Below are 16,429 nucleotides of genomic sequence, written 5' to 3'. Positions count from 1 at the left end.
CGGCTATGGCAATGATCAGATGACCACCAAAACGGGCCGGCGTGGCGAAAGTCCAACGGATGAGTTTCAAACCCTGCTGTTGAGCCGGCTCTCTCATGGGGACCTTGCGGGCGACGAAAAGCGCGTCGCTCTTCAGGTTCTTGCCATTCTGAACCCATCTGACGGTATGCGTTGGGCGGCACTTGCCAGCGGTGGACTGGATCGAAAGCGGCTGTCGCTGTTTCGGGCACTGGTTCTGATTCCGGATGACTTTCGTCTGCACATCAATCTTTCGAACCTGCATATACAGACAGACAAAGGCAGTCAGGCAGTCCGCAGCCTGAGGCGCGCTGCGCTGCTTGAGCCAGGTTCTCCACGCAGCTATGCGAATCTCTCTGCATTGATGCCGGGCAGTGCAAAACGATGGAAGTTTCAGTCGTGCGCCTGGATGCTCGGTGCCTCTGGCGAAATGGGGACAGGTCAGATTGAACGCCAGGTGTCGCGTGGTCAGATCTTTGAGCCGCTTGAGGTTGTTGAGAAAATTCTTCAATCGTCTGCTTTGACTGGTGACATTTGGCGGCTGAGAGGAGTTCTTTTACAGTGTTTAAACAAAAACGATGAAAGTTGCCGTTGTTATTGCCGTGAACTCGTCTGCAATCCGGCTAGCCTCAACGCCCATATCGCGGCGGCAGGCTATTTTATCGAAGAGCGCGCTTTCGCGCGCGCGACTGGGTTGCTCGACCGGGCTGACATTCTCGCACCTGGAGCGCTTGCCACTATTGCCAACCGGGCGGCGATTCTCGAACGTACTGGACAGCTTACGGAGGCACTGACGATTGCCCGGCGGCTGGTGGTTCTCGAGCCGGGCAACGGAATGCGCTATTTTACCTATGGCACAGTGCTTCACGACCTTGGTAGCGTCAGGCACGCCCTAGATAATATGCGCCGGGCCGCTGCGGCATCCCCGGATGACCTGCGTTTCAGAAACAATCTCGCTATTATGCTGCTTAAGTCAGGCCGTTACCTTGAAGGTTTGGCGGCCTATGAGGACAGGTGGTATGCGCCGGTGGAGACGTCGTCGACCGAGCGCACACTCTGGCCGTGTGCGTCCTACGACCTGCCGCTCTGGGAGCCAGACCAGTCTTCAGACGGAAAGATACTGCTTTGGGGCGAGCAGGGGGTCGGGGACGAAATCTGGGGACTGGCCTATCTAGAAGCGCTCGCTGCTCGTCCCGAGCAGTTTACGGTGGAAATCGATGCGCGTCTGGTGCCGCTTGTGAGGCGAAGCTTCCCTTCTGTCACACCCGTGCCGAGACGACTCGATACACCTGTTGATATCTCGGATTTCCAGGCGCAGTTGCCGCTCCTCAGCCTCCCGCATCGCATGGGCCTCGCCGAGCGGCAGACACCCGCAGGCTGGCTGCGGCCGGCCCCCGACCGGGTGGCGGCAGTCAGGCATCGGCTGACAGGTGGCACGGCCGTGCGGCTCATCGGCCTCGCTTGGCGCAGTACAAAGCCGCTGCAGCATCGATCATTTTCCATAGAGATCGAGAGATTTTCAGCCCTCCTGGATGTTGGAGATGCCGTTTTCCTCCCGCTGCAATATGGTATGGCGGACGAGGAGTGGAGTGTCTTGGTGGGGCTTTTTGGTGAAGAGCGGGTTGTGCGGCCTGACTTCGACGTGCGTGACGATTTGCTCGGGCTCACGGATGCCTTGGCGGCCGTCGACGTGGTTGTTACCTTGGCCACGGCGATCGTCCCGATGGCGAGTGCGGTCGGGACCCGGTCTGTGGCATTGCTGCAACCAGTTCAGCGTGACTGGCGCTATCGCGTCGGTGCGCAACATTCAGCGATGCTGCCGTATGCAACCTTGCTTTGGCCACCCTCCAGCAAGGATCCGGAGTCCATATGTCGCGCGGTACGCGACGCGCTTCAGTAGTTTTCGCCGGACTGTATATCCGATCGGTGTGTAATCTGTTGCCGAGAAGACACGGTTACGGGTTGGATTTCCCCTTGATCGATCTGGCTTCGGCGTATTTGAGGGGGCGTAGAATTCGTCCCGGTTCCGGTAAGATCGACTTAAAAGAGATAAATTTCTACATAACTGTTTGATTTAAAAGATTTAGTGGTGAGTGACTACGCCTTGCCCGGATTACTGAGCGAGCGCCTGCGAGATCACCGGCAGCGGTATTTTCCCGCTCTAAAATTGTCCGGTAACCGCTTGCGTTCATTGGGCAAGCGGTGTAATAAATCTCGCGAGCCGTTTCGTCGCGGCTAGCAATAGGACTGGCGTTCGCTTGGTGTGCAGGATTTTTTGGTTGACGAAATCCACCTGCAGCACCAAAGCTAACCCAGAACGGTTTGGTGTAGCTTTGATGCTAACTAGGGGGTTGTAATGGCAACGATAACGGGCACCAGTTCGACGGATACGATTACTGGCACAGGCAATTCCGATCAGATCACCGCACTCGGTGGTTCGGATATTGTTTCTGCGCTTGGTGGTGCGGATCTCGTCTATGGTAACACAGGTACCGATACTCTTCTCGGCGGGTCCGGCGCGGACACCATGTTTGGTGGTCAAGGGCAGGACACGCTCTCCGGTTCCGACGGTAACGACATTCTTTACGGAAACCTTGCCGATGACAGCATTCTCGCCGATGGCGACTCGGATGTGGTCTATGGCGGCCAGGGTAATGACACTATCGACGGTAACTCCGGCGCCGATACGCTGTACGGTAACCTCGGAAACGACTCCATCACTGCTGGTGACGGTTCCGATACAGTCTTTGGTGGCGGCGGTAACGACACCGTTTCCGGCGATGCCGGTACAGACTTGATATATGGTAATTCTGGTCGCGACTCCATTCTCGGCGGTGCCGGTTCGGATACGATTTTCGGCGGTCAGGATAACGACAACATTTCCGGCGGTGCGGATGCCGATCTGATCTACGGAAACATGGGCGCTGATAACATTGTCGGCTCTGGTGGTGCAGATACTCTGTATGGCGGAGCGGGCCTTGACACGATTGTCATGGGCACGGGTGGTATTGCCTTCGGTGGTGCCGACAATGACGCCATCACTGGTGCCGGCGGCAACGACTTGATTTACGGTAACGCTGGTGTTGACACTCTTCTCGGCGCTGCTGGCCTCGACACCATCTTCGGTGGCGCGGACAATGATGTGATCTCCGGTGGTGACGGCAACGATCTGTTGCATGGCAATAACGGTGTTGACAGCATCTTTGGTTCGGCTGGAGCCGATACCCTGTATGGCGGCGACGGCAACGACTCCCTGAACGGTGGCTCAGAAAGCGATGTTATCTTCGGCGATGCCGGTAACGATCTGATCGGTGGTTCGATCGGCGGTGACACGCTATATGGTGGCGCTGGCGACGATACTCTCAGTGCTTTGACCAACACCTCCGCTGTTCTGCTTTATGGCGGTACCGGTAACGACAGCATGGTTGCCGGCAGTGCCGTCAACGATACTCTGTTCGGTGATGACGGTGATGACATCATGTACGCCACAGGCGGTACAGGTGGCAGCGACCTGATGTCAGGTGGTGCCGGCAATGATATCATGTATGGATCCACCGGCGGGTCAGATGTCCTGTATGGTTCGGACGGAAATGATGTCATGTATGGCATGGCTGGCTCGTCCTCGAGCGCCAGCGAAGATTCACTGTACGGCGGTGCCGGCAATGATACCTTCGTGATCCAGGCTGCTGCTGGTGGCTCCGTTGGTGATGGGAACAGCACTGTTGCGATCGTCTTCAGCTTCGAAGATGGCAGCGACAAGATTCACCTGACTGGCTTCGGCTTCTCCGGCGGTCTGACCCCGGCGTTCCAGGTTTCCACGACGCTTACCGGTGGTACCAACAGCCTTGTCCAGAAAGCTGGCACCGGTGAGGTCACCGTTGCAATTAACGGCTCCGGTACGAGTGACTACACGGTGATCCGGGTGACCGGTGTTACCACGCTGGATCTGAACGACTTCACTTTCAGCTAAGTCGTACGGCCAACTTTAATATGAGCGGGCGGGCCAGTTTGGCCCGCCCGTTTTGGTTGTTGGGGCGATTGCAATGAAATCAATGTCTAGCGTCGACTCCGTTGCTATCATTCCCGCGCGTAAGGGGTCGAAAAGAATCCCAAACAAGAATCGTCTGAGTATCGGCGGGAGCTCACTCTTGCAGCGTACGGTCGAGTCAATTAGAGATTCCGGAGCGATAGCGCGCACCATCCTCACGACCGATGACGAAAAGCTCGTTGAATCAGCGGAGCGATATCCGCTCTTAAAGTGTGACCGACGTCCCGTCGACCTGGCGCAAGATCAGAGCTCGACTGAAGACGTGATCCGGTACGTCATCAAAGAAAACAACCTGGAAGAAAACACGATCGTTCTCTTGCAGCTGACATCCCCCTTTCGTACCGGTGCAGATATCAAAGACCTGCTTCGAAAAATGGAGAATATGGGGACCCATAGTGGCGTATCCGTGTGCCGATGGCGGGCGCCACCCTCCCCGCCTTTCGGGACAACTGACGCACAGGGAAGCCTCGGGATGCGGCATCAGGAACACGAGACGGCGATGCGTCAACACCACGACACGGCATGGGCCGTCAACGGTGCAATCTACATATTCAGCGCAAAGAGTTTCTTGGAAACAGGAAAGCTTTATGATGAAGGCGCCGCCATCCATGTGATGGGCGGATGGCGGTCACTCGATCTCGACTATGAAGACGATGTTTTAGTTGCCGACGCCATTGCCAGCTACTACGAGGTATGAGATTCGAGTCTCGCTAAGAATCCGAGCTCCAAAAGAGTTTTCTTTGCCTTTCTTCCGCGGACCGAAATCATGTTGCTGTGGCTCACTGAGAACGATTCAAAATCATATTTTCTAAAAAAAGAAACAATTGAATCGGTGTCGGGATTTACTAGGTGACCAACGCGAAACTCCCACAGAACGCCTTCCACGACACCAGCAGAGAATAGCTCCTCAGCCCCTCTGAGCACGCTCGCCTCACGTCCCTCAGTGTCTATTTTTATCCACAGAGGACCGGTCCGATAATCCGAAGGTAGGACAGACGCCAAAAGCGAACAAAGTGTCTGAACTTGCACCGGAATATCAGACTCCCTTGGCGCAGAATTATGGCCAGCAAGGTGATTTCCCATGCTCGAATTTGACCGTAAGTGCCCAATCCCCGTGTGGTCCCCGAGGGCACACTCCGCCAACGTAATCCGCCCAGAAAGACCGTTAGCAGCGACGTTCTCTGACAGAACTCGCATGTTATCGACAGCTGGCTCAATAGCGAGGCACTGCAAATCTGGAACAGAATCAGCCAAGACGATCGAATAGAGGCCGAAATGGGCGCCAACATCGATAAACATGCCACCTTCCGCCAAGAGATTGCAGAGCAACCGGCGTTCAATAATCTCAAACCCGGGTCCATGAAATTCAGCGAATATGAACCGCTTGAGCCCATCGTCCTCGAGCAATGCCACGGGCATCTGCAGGTGGAGTGCAGAGTGATCTCCCGAGCTTTGTTTCAAAGGGAGATAAAAGTTTCCGCTCTCAAATAATCGTTCGGGAAGGCGCAGAACATCTGAGTTATCCGTCACACCGTGTCCCCGCCAGAAACGATATTCGCGTTGGCACGTCGAGCAAGAAGCCAATTCCGCGCATCGGACAAAGCCTGGCGCATTTCAGAGATGGTTGGATCCCAAGGCGCATGCGCGCCTCGAAAAAAGAGATGAATCGAGGGGATCCAAGGAATACGGGGCGTTCCAAGTTGCTGCCAAATATTACCTGTTGTTGCTGTTCGAAATACCCAGGTCGGTGTGCCAACAACACCTCCTATGAAAGCCGTGGAAGTCAACGGGGTCACAATCGCATCAAGAGCGGCACTCAGACTTGCAACGTCATCAAGATTGTTCTTTAGATCCAGGCCGTCGAACCGGACGACGTCAATTCCACGCTCAGCAGCTGCCCGTTTAATCGCCTGAAGCTCAAAATCTTCAAAAACATATTGCAGTATCACAGCGATTGAATCATCTGGAAGACTCTCAACGACCTCTTCTGGCTTGAGATACTGTGATTCTCGTGCGCGGGTAATATTCCCGCTGCGCCAGGAAATGCCGATGCAAACACGTTCACCGTATCCCATCGATGCGAGCTTGTGGCGCCATTGCGAAACTTTTTTAAAGTCCGGGATAATCCAGCCATATCCGGCAACGCACTTCTGATGTGCCAACGCCCAGCGGTCAGTAATCAGCTTGCGAATGCGTGGGGTGAACAAACTGGGGAGATGACCGATAGGAATTTTGTATAGAACGTCACGGGCGAGTAGCCGCTTTTGTACCGGGCTAGACAAGGGCCAAAATTCGATCGAAGGGAATGATCGAGAGAATATCTTGGTCAATCGAGGATCACATTCGACAATGATCTTACCGGGCGCGCACTCTTCCGCATAATGCAGGAACCATGAAAACATGAACTCGTCACCCATGCCCTGTTCCATATAGATCAGGACTTTCCCGTCTTTCGGAATTTTTTGAAGTGTCCATTCCTTCTGCGGAAAGGGCCGCTTCTGTGACGGGAAACCTTTTTGAGCCCACCGAGATCGGTAATACTCAAAACCTTCTTCAATCGCGCCGATACACAGATCGTTGAAGGCAACTCCCATACGCGCGATGATGTCATTCGGGGAGATTTCGAGCTGTCGTTTTCCCGCCTGAATGGCGAGATCAAGTCTACCTAGGCCACGATAGGCCATGGCAAGATTGGTATGACCCGATTGCAGTTTCGGATCGACAATCAATGCCCGGAGCGAAGCTTTGAGACCCCGCTCAAAATCGAGCATTACTGACATGGAGACGGAGAGGGAACTCCAAGCTTTCGCATAGGACGGATGCATGAGAATTGCCCGCCTCAATAGGGGCGTGGCCATCTCGGCCAGTGCTTTTTCATTGAGATGGGAGGCAACATTGTAGAGCAGCATCGGGCTTGCCTTGAAACGGTTGGCCGCGCGCATCAGGTACCGTGTGGTCAGGATCTCCAGATCGGCAATTTTAAGAGCTATGATAGCTTCGTTGGCTGAGAAATCCTCGGTTTCTGGACATATGATCACGGCCTTTGCCCAGAGGATTGCGGAGTTGGCTCCGAATGTGTGAAATCCGTTCTCGTCCGGTAAAATGGAGCGGAGTGCATTGGGATCATCCGGGCGCAGAACGAGGGCTTTGCGGCTGGCGAGTGTTTTTTTATCGTTTAAGCCGGCATCGCGAAAAAAAATTGCTGCAAAGCCAAGGTTTGCACCGTTACTGAGTGCGACAATCCGTGGATCTACAATGATGGAGGCCAAGGTCTCTCCATGACCGCACCGGAGGATCCAGCGAAGCAGCTTTCGGCACAATGGAAGCTCTCTGAAAATCGTGTGGGCTGACTCGAAAATGAAGCGCCTGACATCTTCTGAACTGCCGACCGACGTTCCGCCGTCAATCATAGCGTTGAGCAGGAGCCGAGCGGGAGTATCGGGAGCCGAGATATCGGGATCATTGAGCAGCCAACTCGCCGCCTGTGAAGGCTTTCCCAGCTTTGACATGGCTGATCCGCCGATAAGTCCCAGATGCTGGTATTCACGCCATTCTGCAGGATTTAGGGACACCAACAATCCGGCAATCTCATTCTGAGCTTTGGTTTGGTTGAGGCAGCAAATCGCTCGGTATAGAGCGTCCCGTGAATGTTCCGATCCTTGCCTGTGGACCCGGATATACCGCGCTGCCGCTGCATCGAATTGCCCGCTGATCTCCAGCGCCATTGCGAGACGGTAAAGATAGTTTTGCAGGAATGGAGGTCCCGAGGCTTCGGATCGTTTGAACGAGCTGAGAGCCGATGGGACATCCTGAAGGCGGATACAGTCCTGACCGGCGCGATCCCAAGCTTCCGAGTCACCGGGCGTCTCAAGAATTGAAACCGCGTGGTCACGGCCGATAGAATGGAGGGTAGCGGAAGCGGTCACTTCTTGATCCTTTTTATCCATCAGTCGGTATGTCTAAATTCGTGAAACATGATCGATTATGAAGCGATCCAGACGGACTTTCACCCGGGCAATCAATTGCATCCAATCAGTGGCCACTCGGAAAAGATGAACGTTATCATACCATAAACTGTCTTCGCCGGAAGTGAGCCAACGCCAGTCAGGCTGACGCCCAATGAGCAACCATGTCTGCTTGCCGATCGCTCCGCCGAGATGGGCGAGGCTCGTATCCACAGAAATGATTAGGTCTATCGATTCGAGTGCCATCGCGACATCGCTGAAGTTGGCATCAGCGTCACAGAGTGTCGGGAGACGGGAGAGAACCGTATTCTTCTCCGTCCCAATGTCGAATGGCAATGCGTGGAAGGAGGCATTTGCGGTGCTCCTAATAAGGTCTTCCATTAGGTTGGGAGGGCAGGACCGAACGTCATCTCGTGAGTTCGCAGGGTTGCCTTTCCAAGCGATGGCGATTCGCGGTTTGGAATTTTGAGCTGTAGCGGCTCCAGCGTCCCAGGGGGGCAGAATATATGGAGATGTGAACGGGATAGTGTCAGGCTGCGTTCTGAAGAGCCTTGGCAAGCTCATAGCCATTACGCCATAGTCGAAAGCTGCTTTTTGCCCGTCGACGAGGATTTTGTCGATGGACGGGACCCATTCGCAAAGCCTGCGCAACGGTTCACGCGTGAAGAAGAAGACGCGCGCGCCCTTCTCCTTCAACAATGTACAATACCGGAGGAACTGGATGTGGTCGCCATAACCCTGTTCGCCGACAACGAGGATCGTTTTCCGGTTCAGGTCAGCGCGCCCGTCCCAGATGTTTTCCTGACCGATCGAAGCGCCCAAAGTGGCCACGCCTTCCCGAAGATCATAGAGGGTAAAACCTTTCTGCCAGTCCCCAAGCCTCAATTGGGTGACGCCCAGCGCAATGGAAACAGAACGTAATTCAGGGGCAGTCACAACTCCGCGTTGGAACCAGGATCGTGCATGAGCAAAGTCCTCAAGCAAGGACAACGCATGGCCGTAACCTTCCATGGCTTTGGGGCGGTCCGGATAGTACAACATGACCCGTCTGAAGCACCGCGCTGCTTCTTCGGGTTTGTTCGTCGCGATATAGACCGTGCCAAGCCCGGAGAGCCCGCGCAGAGACCAAGGCTTCTTCTGCAGAGCTTCATTGAAGACCTTTTCAGCCGTTCCATATCGCTTTTGTCCAAGCAATTTTTCGCCTGTGGACAGGATTACACGAAGCGGAAATCTACTGATTGCCGTTGCAGACTCTTCTGATAAATCTGCACCCATAACGTCATTAGCCATCAGATGCATGGCTGGACAGATCTATCGTCGTTGTGATCATGGCTCCCGCATGGCTTGGTTCAGGCTCTGGCTCAATGGAGTCACGATGTATTCGAATAAAGTCCGTTCGCCCACCGAAATCAGAGCCGATGCAGTCATTCCTGCGGTCAACCGTGTGTCTGGAAGGTGCTTTGCGAGAGATCTCGGGTCCATGACAATGCGGGCTTCGAAATAGGGTTTGCCAGAGGAGTTGGTCATGGTGTCAGCGGATACCGAGGTCAGTGTTCCCTCGATCGGCGGTGTGGTTCTGGGATTAAAAGCCGTAAGCTGGAGCTGAACCGGCGCTCCGACGAGCAGAACGTCAATATCCTTCGGCTTTATTTCAGCCGTAATCAGTAATTCGTCTTCAGTCGGAATGATGGTCATCAGAGTCTCACCAGACCGGACGATTCCATCGGCGGTGTGAACTTTCAAATTGACTACTTGTCCACTCATCGGAGCCCGGATCTCGGAGCGTTTTTGTCTGTCGAGCCAGACACTTTCTTGCTCCTGAAGGTTTTTCAGCTGCAGGGCATTTTCCCGCAAACGGTCGGAAATCTGGGTTTCTCTCTGGTTTTCTAAAGCTGAAAGCCTAAGCTTTTGTTCGTTAATACCCTGCTCGAACTGCGCGATATTTGTTTTCAGCTGGGACAGTGCGCTGACGAGCTGCTCTTTCCCGCGTTCCAAAGCCAGCACACGTGGTTTGCGTTCTAGGCCCTTCTCAAAAAGAGTACGGACTCCGGAGAGCTCCTCATCAACAAACTCGATCTGTTTGCGCGTTGATTCAATCCGGTCAAGAGAGCCGTCAATCTGTGTCTTATATTGCGCAATTCTTTCTTCGTAGAGCTGCTTCTGATCGTTTAACGACTTCGCCTGTTTTTGAAAGAGGTTCCGTTCACGCTGGATCAGGCTTGCAACATCAGAATCGTCTTTCTGGTCCAGAATGCGTTCGGGAAACTCAACCTCTGTAAGCCCGTCACGCTCCGCTTCTAGTCTGGCCCGTTCTGCTAACAACGCAAATAGATGGTTTTCCAGCTGTGCGATCTGGGAATCAGTAGTCAGAGGATTCAGGCGTACGAGCACGTCACCCTTCACCACAGTGTCGCCCTCGTGCACCAGAATTTCGTCCACAATCCCGCCTTCGAGATGTTGCACGGCCTGAGGTTCACTGGCGACATGAAGCGTTCCCGGCGCATTGACAGCGCTCGCCAGAGGGGCGACAACCGACCAACCGCCGAACAAAACGAAGAATGCAAACAACACTGTCCAGCCAAATAGCGAAGCCTTGCTCCACGTCCCGTCTCTTAGTATTGGCTTGCCAACCGCGTTATAATGCTCGATTTGTCGAGCAGATATGGGGAGCCTCTTCAGCATTAGGTCGCCACTGGGAGTGGGAAGTGTCTCGGCCATTGAGGACTCCAGTTATATTTCCGCCGCGGCTTTAACAGACGGCTTTTCGATTTTAGGTTGGGCAGCCACTCCGCCGATTAAAGGCATGACCTCGTCACGGTCGGAGAATTTCTGCACCATGCCATCACGTAGGACGAGGATCTTGTCCACGATTTGAAGAATATTTGGTCGGTGCAGGATGACGACAACAGTCGCGCCGCGTGATTTTAAAAGTTCGATGGATTGACGGAGGGCGCTGTCACCTTCCGTGTCGAGGTTGGCGTTCGGCTCATCGAGAATAACGAGCTTCGGATCACCCAGTAGAGCACGTGCCAAGCCAACCCGCTGTCTCTGACCGCCGGAGAGCAGAGAGCCGCCAAACCCGACTTGAGTATCGTAGCCTTGCTCCATCTGCAGGATCATCTTGTGCAGGCCGGCCATTTCTGCAGCTTGGATCACTTGCTCATTCGTGATGGTGCCATCGAAGCGCGATATATTATCCCGAATGGTACCGTCAAACAGGATGACCTGTTGCGGAAGATATCCGACGTGTCGGCCCCGATCGTCGCTCGGCCAACGGAAAACATCAGCGCCGTCCAAACGGACCACGCCTGCGTTCGGCCTATCGATGCCGGCGAGCAGGCGGGCGAGGGTGGTTTTACCGGCCGCTGAAGGACCAATAATCGCAACCGACTCTCCCGGTTTGAGATCAAAGGAGACCCGTGATAAAATTGGCCGCTTCATGCCTCCAATCTGAAAGTGAACGTTCTCGACGGAAAGTGCACCCTTCGGTTCAAGCGGGAACACGCTGTCTTCGGGCTTGCTTGCGGTATTCGTCAGAAGGTCGGAAAGATACCTGTATCTCTGGACGGCGTCGGCAACCTGGGCCCAAGAAGTCACGATCGCTTCCAGAGGCATAAGCGCGCGGGATACGAGAATGACAGAGGCCATCATGGCGCCACGCGACAGGCCGCTTGTCGGATCGACAATCTGAATTGCTGCCACCGTCATAACAGCCATCATAATACCCATGCGCATCATCTTGATGAAGGCTTGCACGATTCCGGATGCCTGGCTGGCATTGTTCTGAAGTTTCAAGGACAGGACATTGTACATTGACCAGTTGTCCATCAGCGTTTTGCGCATGCCCATCGCTTCAACGATGTCAGCATTCTCGATGGCAGCGCGGCTGATTTTCCGGGCCCTACTATTTGCCGCTGATGCTTTCTGGAGTTTTCCGTCGGAGATCATTTTGTTGACAACGGCAAGGCCAAGCAGAATGAGGCCGCCGAGGGTCGCCGTCATGCCGATACCAAAATTCAGCGCAAATAGCACCATCATGAAAATTGGAATGAACGGCACATCCATAAGCTGAAAGATAGTTTGGCCAGAGAGAAATTGGCGCAGTCCCTGCAGCTGCTCAAGTGCGTCACTGCCGCCCTGCCCCCGTGAGATGCCGCCAAGAACGGATTTTTCAAATAAGCGCGGCGAAATCTGCTCGTCAATCCAGGTGCTGACATTGGTGAAGACGTAAGTACGAGCAATGTCGACCAACGCCTGAACCAGCAAGGCCGTAAGGGCCATCACTGCGAGCAGCGTCAGTGTTGCCATATTGCCGGTCCCCAAAACCCTGGAGAACAACGAGAACATATAAAGAGGCATCGTCAGAATCAGCATGTTCACGACAAAGCTGAACACGCCAGCGGTGACGAAAGCGCTTCGGCACCCTTCGAAAATATGCCGCAACGGGTCGTCGAGCGCCGAACTGGCCTCTGACGGCGTTTTTGCTTTCGCCATAAAGATCTTGTCCGTACTTATTAATCTATTGCTGGAGTATAGCAGAATACCCCGACGTTATCTGAATTGAGAATGCGCCTTGGAATTCCGCGTACTTCCTCAAAGCCGAGCTTGCATCGCATGTTCGGGGAATTCATAAGCGTGTGCGGTTAGAGTATCAATGATAATTCTCCTCCTGTGACAACAAGGTACAGCGTCGATGAAAGTCCTGTTCGTACATCAGAACATGCCCGGCCAATTCAAGCACCTGGCGCCGGCGCTGGCTGCTGACGGGCATGAGGTTGTGTTTCTGACCAAGCCAAGGAAGCCGAACCTTCCCGGTGTTCGCAAGGTCGAGTACGAGCTGCATCGTCAGGCAGGACAGCCGACGCACCGATATTTCGACCGGTATGAGGACCAGATCCTGCACGGCCAGGGGACGACGAAGGCCTGCCTCAAGCTTCAGGCGTCCGGGTTCGAGCCCGACGTGATCTGCGCCCATACAGGCTGGGGCGAAGCCATCTTCCTGAAAGATGTGTTTCCGAAGGCCCGGCTGCTGAGTTTCAACGAGTTCTTCTACCGGTCACACGGTACGGATACCGATTTTGTCAACAAAGGGCCGGATATCGATCGGGATTGCCGGACCCGGGTGCGGAATGCCCACATGCTGTTGAGCATGGCGGCGTCGGACTGGGGATATGTTCCGACCTACTGGCAATGGTCGACACATCCCAAGGCATTCCGGCAGAACATGACGGTTGTGCATGACGGGATCGACACGGATGCCTGTGTCAGGGACAGGGAAGCCTATATCGACCTCGCGGATGGCCGCCGCCTGACAGCCAAGGACGAAGTCATCACCTATGTTGCCCGTAACCTCGAGCCTTACCGGGGATTTGACGTGATCGCCAAGTCACTCGACAAGATTCTGAAGGGGCGTCCGAACGCGCATATCCTGATCACCGGCGGCGAGGAAGTGAGCTACGGCAACGGCCCGGGTTATGCGGACAGCTGGAAAGATGCCCTGATTCCGCACCGCTCGCTCGATACCTCTCGGCTGCATTTTCTGGGTCGGTTGCCGTACGAGGAATTCGGCCGGATGCTATCGATCTCCAAGGCTCATATCTATCTCACCTATCCATTCGTGCTGTCCTGGTCGATGCTTGAAGCGATGGCGAAAGAGTGTCTGGTCGTGGCCAGCGACACCGCACCTGTGCGTGAAGTGATCCGGCATGGCAAGAATGGTTTGCTGGTCGAGTATGGGGATGCCGATGCGCTCGCGGCAGCGGTGGTGGATGCACTCGAAAAAGGCAAGAAGCTCGACCCGGTGCGCAAGGCGGCCCGCAAGGCCGTGGTCGAGCGTTACGATCTCAAGCGTGTTTGCCTCCCGTTGCAAAAGGATATTATCGAGAAACTGGGCCGGGGGGAACTGCCGGAGGCGACGGACAGCATTCCGGCCGATGTCGCAAAAGCCATGGGGTGGAATGTGACGAAGACCAGCGATCTGACGCTATGGTCAGAAATGGGTGCGTGATCCGACCTCCCGTCTCAGAGACCGGGCGCGTTGCGCTCAAGGCACAAGCTGGTGCCGCTTTCCGGGCAGGGAATCTGGCGGCTGCACAGATCATTCTGAAGAGATATGTCTGCCTATTTTCTGAAGACGGTGCGGGTTACGCCAATCTGCTTGCCGTCGCGCGTCGGCGCACCGTGGCGATATCAAGCCTTGCCGACCTGACACGCTACGCCCTGTTCGCCGACCCGGACAATTCAGGCCCATTGGTCGCGCTGTTGACGGCATGCGCCGAAATGCGGGTCCCTGTTCCCGATCGTGCCGCCGGATTCCTGGCCCGGTACGACACGGATACTGAAGTGACCCTCGCTCATGCAATCTGCCTACATGGGCAGCGGGGGGCGCGAGTGGCTGCCGTCAGGGTGCGGCGAACCCTGGTTTTCCATCCGGCCGAGGCGCGGCTTTATGTCCAGGCCGGAAAATCGCTACAGGGCGACGATGACAGTGATGCGGAAACCGCCTTTCTTCATGCGCTCTGCTGTGCTGAACCGCAGGGCAGGGAGTTCGCTGAAGCGGCGCTGAATCTTGCGGCATTACGGCATGCGGCAGGAGCCCTCGGTGACGCTGTTTCCCTATACCGTGCTTCCCTGCGGGCCGACCCGACCGCGATCGACGCCCGGGCTAACCTTGCGGCCGCCCTGGTTGATTGTGGAGAGCCGGCGGCTGCGGAGCAGACACTGCGCCGGACCCTGGTGGAAAAGCCTCAGCATTGGGACGCGCTCTGGCTTTCCTCTTTACTGCGGATCGGTGAGGGGGATGTGACCGGTGGCTACAGGGCGCATCACGTGCGCTGGACGGAACCGCACGCGGAGGCCCGGACGCTTGAGCTTGCGGCGTTGCCGTTATGGCTTGGGCAAGACCCCAATGGCGTCAGGATATTCGTCTGGGGTGATTTCGGGGTCGGTGACGAGATTGTCTTTTCCCCTCTCGCCGCGTGGCTGGCGGGGCGGGGCGCGGCGGTTGTCCTGGAAATGGACCCGCGATTGGTCTCGCTTGCCCAGCGCAGCTTCCCGGACGTGACTGTCGTGCCGCGCGGTGGGTCACAGGTCGAGCTCGGGGACTTCGATTTCCATGCCCCGTCGGCATTGCTTGCCCGCTTCTACGCGCGCGACGGAGGCCGGAAAGCGTTGCTGCCCCTGCGTGCGGATCCAAAGCGCGTGTCCACGTTCCGGAAAAATCTGGTGGAATTCGGCCCGGGTCCAAAGATCGGGTTTTCCTGGGGCGGCGGCGGGAAGCGGACGTCCTGGTCGAAATCGACCGAGCTGACGGACTGGACGGGCTTGCTGGATACGCCCGACGTGACCTTCGTCAGCCTGCAATACGACGTCGCCAAAAGCGGCGAGGGCGCCGGAGATTGGCCGCGGAACCTTCATCCGGCGCCGCTGGAAGATTTGCGGAACGATCTCGACGGTCTCGCCGCTCTCATCACAGCACTGGATGCGACGGTGTCGATATCCGGTGTCAATGCCCATATGGCGGGCGCGTTGCGTCGGCCTGGTTTTGTGCTGCTGCCAAGATCGCCCCTCTGGTTCTGGGGGCGAAAAGCTCCGCGCACCGGCTGGTATCCGACCCTGCAGCTGTTTCGGCGCGCGGACTCCGGATGGGGTGGTCCGATAGCCGCACTAACACAGGCTGTCAGGCGCTTCCTGACGGGCTGATCCGTTTGCTTTCGGCGACCCAGAGATCCCCGTAATCGACATCCTGCCAGTTTTCGAACCAGGGGCCGCCGCGGGTGTAGTGGATCGCTGCCGGATAGGAGCCGTCGGCGGGTTTGTCGTACCAGCCTTCCAGCCAGTTCCAGGTATGGTCTACGGCGCCGAGTAGGTCGTCCGGCAGCCACTGGAATCGGTGCAGATAAGCGCCGCTCTCCCGGTTGACCACGTCCGGCGTCAGGACCGCGTTCGCCGGATGGCCGCAATTGATCAGCATCATGCTGGACCAGTTTTTCCGCGGATAAACACTCTGGGGCTTGCCGTCCATCTTGGTTCGTTCGGTCGGCTTGTAGTCGTGCTGAACACAGATCAGCGCCTTGTTGTCATCTGCCTGTGCGAAGAGTTTTGCGACATCGGTCGTCCAGAGGAAATCGCAATCGCAGAACAGGGCCCAGCCCCGGTAGCCTGCAAGATGCGGCGTCAGAAATCGGGTATAGGTGAATTCCGTCGAGGCCAGCGGATCTTCATCACGGCTGTAGAGGCCCTTCTTGCGCAAATCGTCCAGTTTGAGTGGGACAATCTCAAGCTCGGACTGACTATGGCGCTGTAGAGAGTCTTCACAGACGTCGTATGCGATAGGCTCTCGGCTATCCCATCCGACATAGATCCGTAAAGGGCCTGCATCCTTGGCTGTGGTGCTCAT

At 55.8% G+C, this 16,429-nt stretch carries 11 protein-coding genes; 5 read left to right on the top strand and 6 right to left on the bottom strand.

What is annotated here, in order from left to right:
* The first annotated feature begins 19 nt into the window (after nt 1–19).
* The 3 genes from RH950_RS01340 to RH950_RS01330 all read left to right on the top strand — a co-directional run bounded on the left by RH950_RS01340 (nt 20) and on the right by RH950_RS01330 (nt 4,763).
* Nucleotides 20–1,918, top strand: coding sequence for a hypothetical protein (locus RH950_RS01340; protein WP_350052930.1), 1,899 nt, complete (start codon nt 20–22; stop codon nt 1,916–1,918).
* A 456-nt stretch (nt 1,919–2,374) separates the two neighbouring features.
* Nucleotides 2,375–3,988 carry a calcium-binding protein gene (locus RH950_RS01335; protein ID WP_350052928.1) on the top strand — a complete coding sequence of 538 codons (1,614 nt, stop codon included), beginning with the start codon at nt 2,375–2,377 and terminating at the stop codon, nt 3,986–3,988.
* A gap of 73 nt (nt 3,989–4,061) precedes the next feature.
* A complete protein-coding gene (locus RH950_RS01330) occupies nt 4,062–4,763 on the top strand; it encodes an acylneuraminate cytidylyltransferase family protein (protein WP_350052926.1) in 702 nt (233 codons plus the stop codon).
* On the opposite strand, the gene RH950_RS01325 is transcribed toward RH950_RS01330, so the two are convergent.
* The 5 genes from RH950_RS01325 to RH950_RS01305 are packed head-to-tail and all read right to left on the bottom strand — an operon-like array spanning nt 4,751 to nt 12,525.
* The gene (locus RH950_RS01325; protein ID WP_350052924.1) at nt 4,751–5,596 is read right to left on the bottom strand and encodes an FkbM family methyltransferase; all 846 of its coding nucleotides are present in this window, start codon (nt 5,594–5,596) and stop codon (nt 4,751–4,753) included. The genes RH950_RS01330 and RH950_RS01325 overlap by 13 nt on opposite strands.
* Nucleotides 5,593–8,013, bottom strand: coding sequence for a tetratricopeptide repeat protein (locus tag RH950_RS01320; RefSeq protein WP_350052922.1), 2,421 nt, complete (start codon nt 8,011–8,013; stop codon nt 5,593–5,595). The genes RH950_RS01325 and RH950_RS01320 overlap by 4 nt, the downstream gene beginning before the upstream one ends.
* Nucleotides 8,014–8,025: 12 nt before the next feature.
* Entirely contained in the window at nt 8,026–9,330 is a 1,305-nt protein-coding gene (locus tag RH950_RS01315; protein ID WP_350052920.1) for a tetratricopeptide repeat protein, read from the bottom strand.
* Nucleotides 9,331–9,357: 27 nt separating this feature from the next.
* Nucleotides 9,358–10,749, bottom strand: coding sequence for an HlyD family type I secretion periplasmic adaptor subunit (locus RH950_RS01310; RefSeq protein WP_350052918.1), 1,392 nt, complete (start codon nt 10,747–10,749; stop codon nt 9,358–9,360).
* A gap of 12 nt (nt 10,750–10,761) precedes the next feature.
* The gene (locus tag RH950_RS01305; RefSeq protein WP_350052916.1) at nt 10,762–12,525 is read right to left on the bottom strand and encodes a type I secretion system permease/ATPase; all 1,764 of its coding nucleotides are present in this window, start codon (nt 12,523–12,525) and stop codon (nt 10,762–10,764) included.
* A 199-nt stretch (nt 12,526–12,724) separates the two neighbouring features.
* On the opposite strand from RH950_RS01305, the gene RH950_RS01300 reads away from it, so the two are divergent.
* A complete protein-coding gene (locus tag RH950_RS01300) occupies nt 12,725–14,038 on the top strand; it encodes a glycosyltransferase family 4 protein (protein WP_350052914.1) in 1,314 nt (437 codons plus the stop codon).
* A complete protein-coding gene (locus RH950_RS01295) occupies nt 14,035–15,732 on the top strand; it encodes a tetratricopeptide repeat protein (RefSeq protein WP_350052912.1) in 1,698 nt (565 codons plus the stop codon). The genes RH950_RS01300 and RH950_RS01295 overlap by 4 nt, the downstream gene beginning before the upstream one ends.
* Here RH950_RS01295 and RH950_RS01290 read toward each other — a convergent pair.
* Nucleotides 15,710–16,429 carry a hypothetical protein gene (locus RH950_RS01290; RefSeq protein ID WP_350052910.1) on the bottom strand — a complete coding sequence of 240 codons (720 nt, stop codon included), beginning with the start codon at nt 16,427–16,429 and terminating at the stop codon, nt 15,710–15,712. The genes RH950_RS01295 and RH950_RS01290 overlap by 23 nt on opposite strands.

The organism is Nisaea sp. (assembly GCF_040217065.1).
In the GTDB taxonomy this organism is placed as follows: domain Bacteria; phylum Pseudomonadota; class Alphaproteobacteria; order Thalassobaculales; family Thalassobaculaceae; genus Nisaea.
Note: the sequence above shows the minus strand (reverse complement) of the source record. Positions and strands in the feature narration are given on the sequence as shown.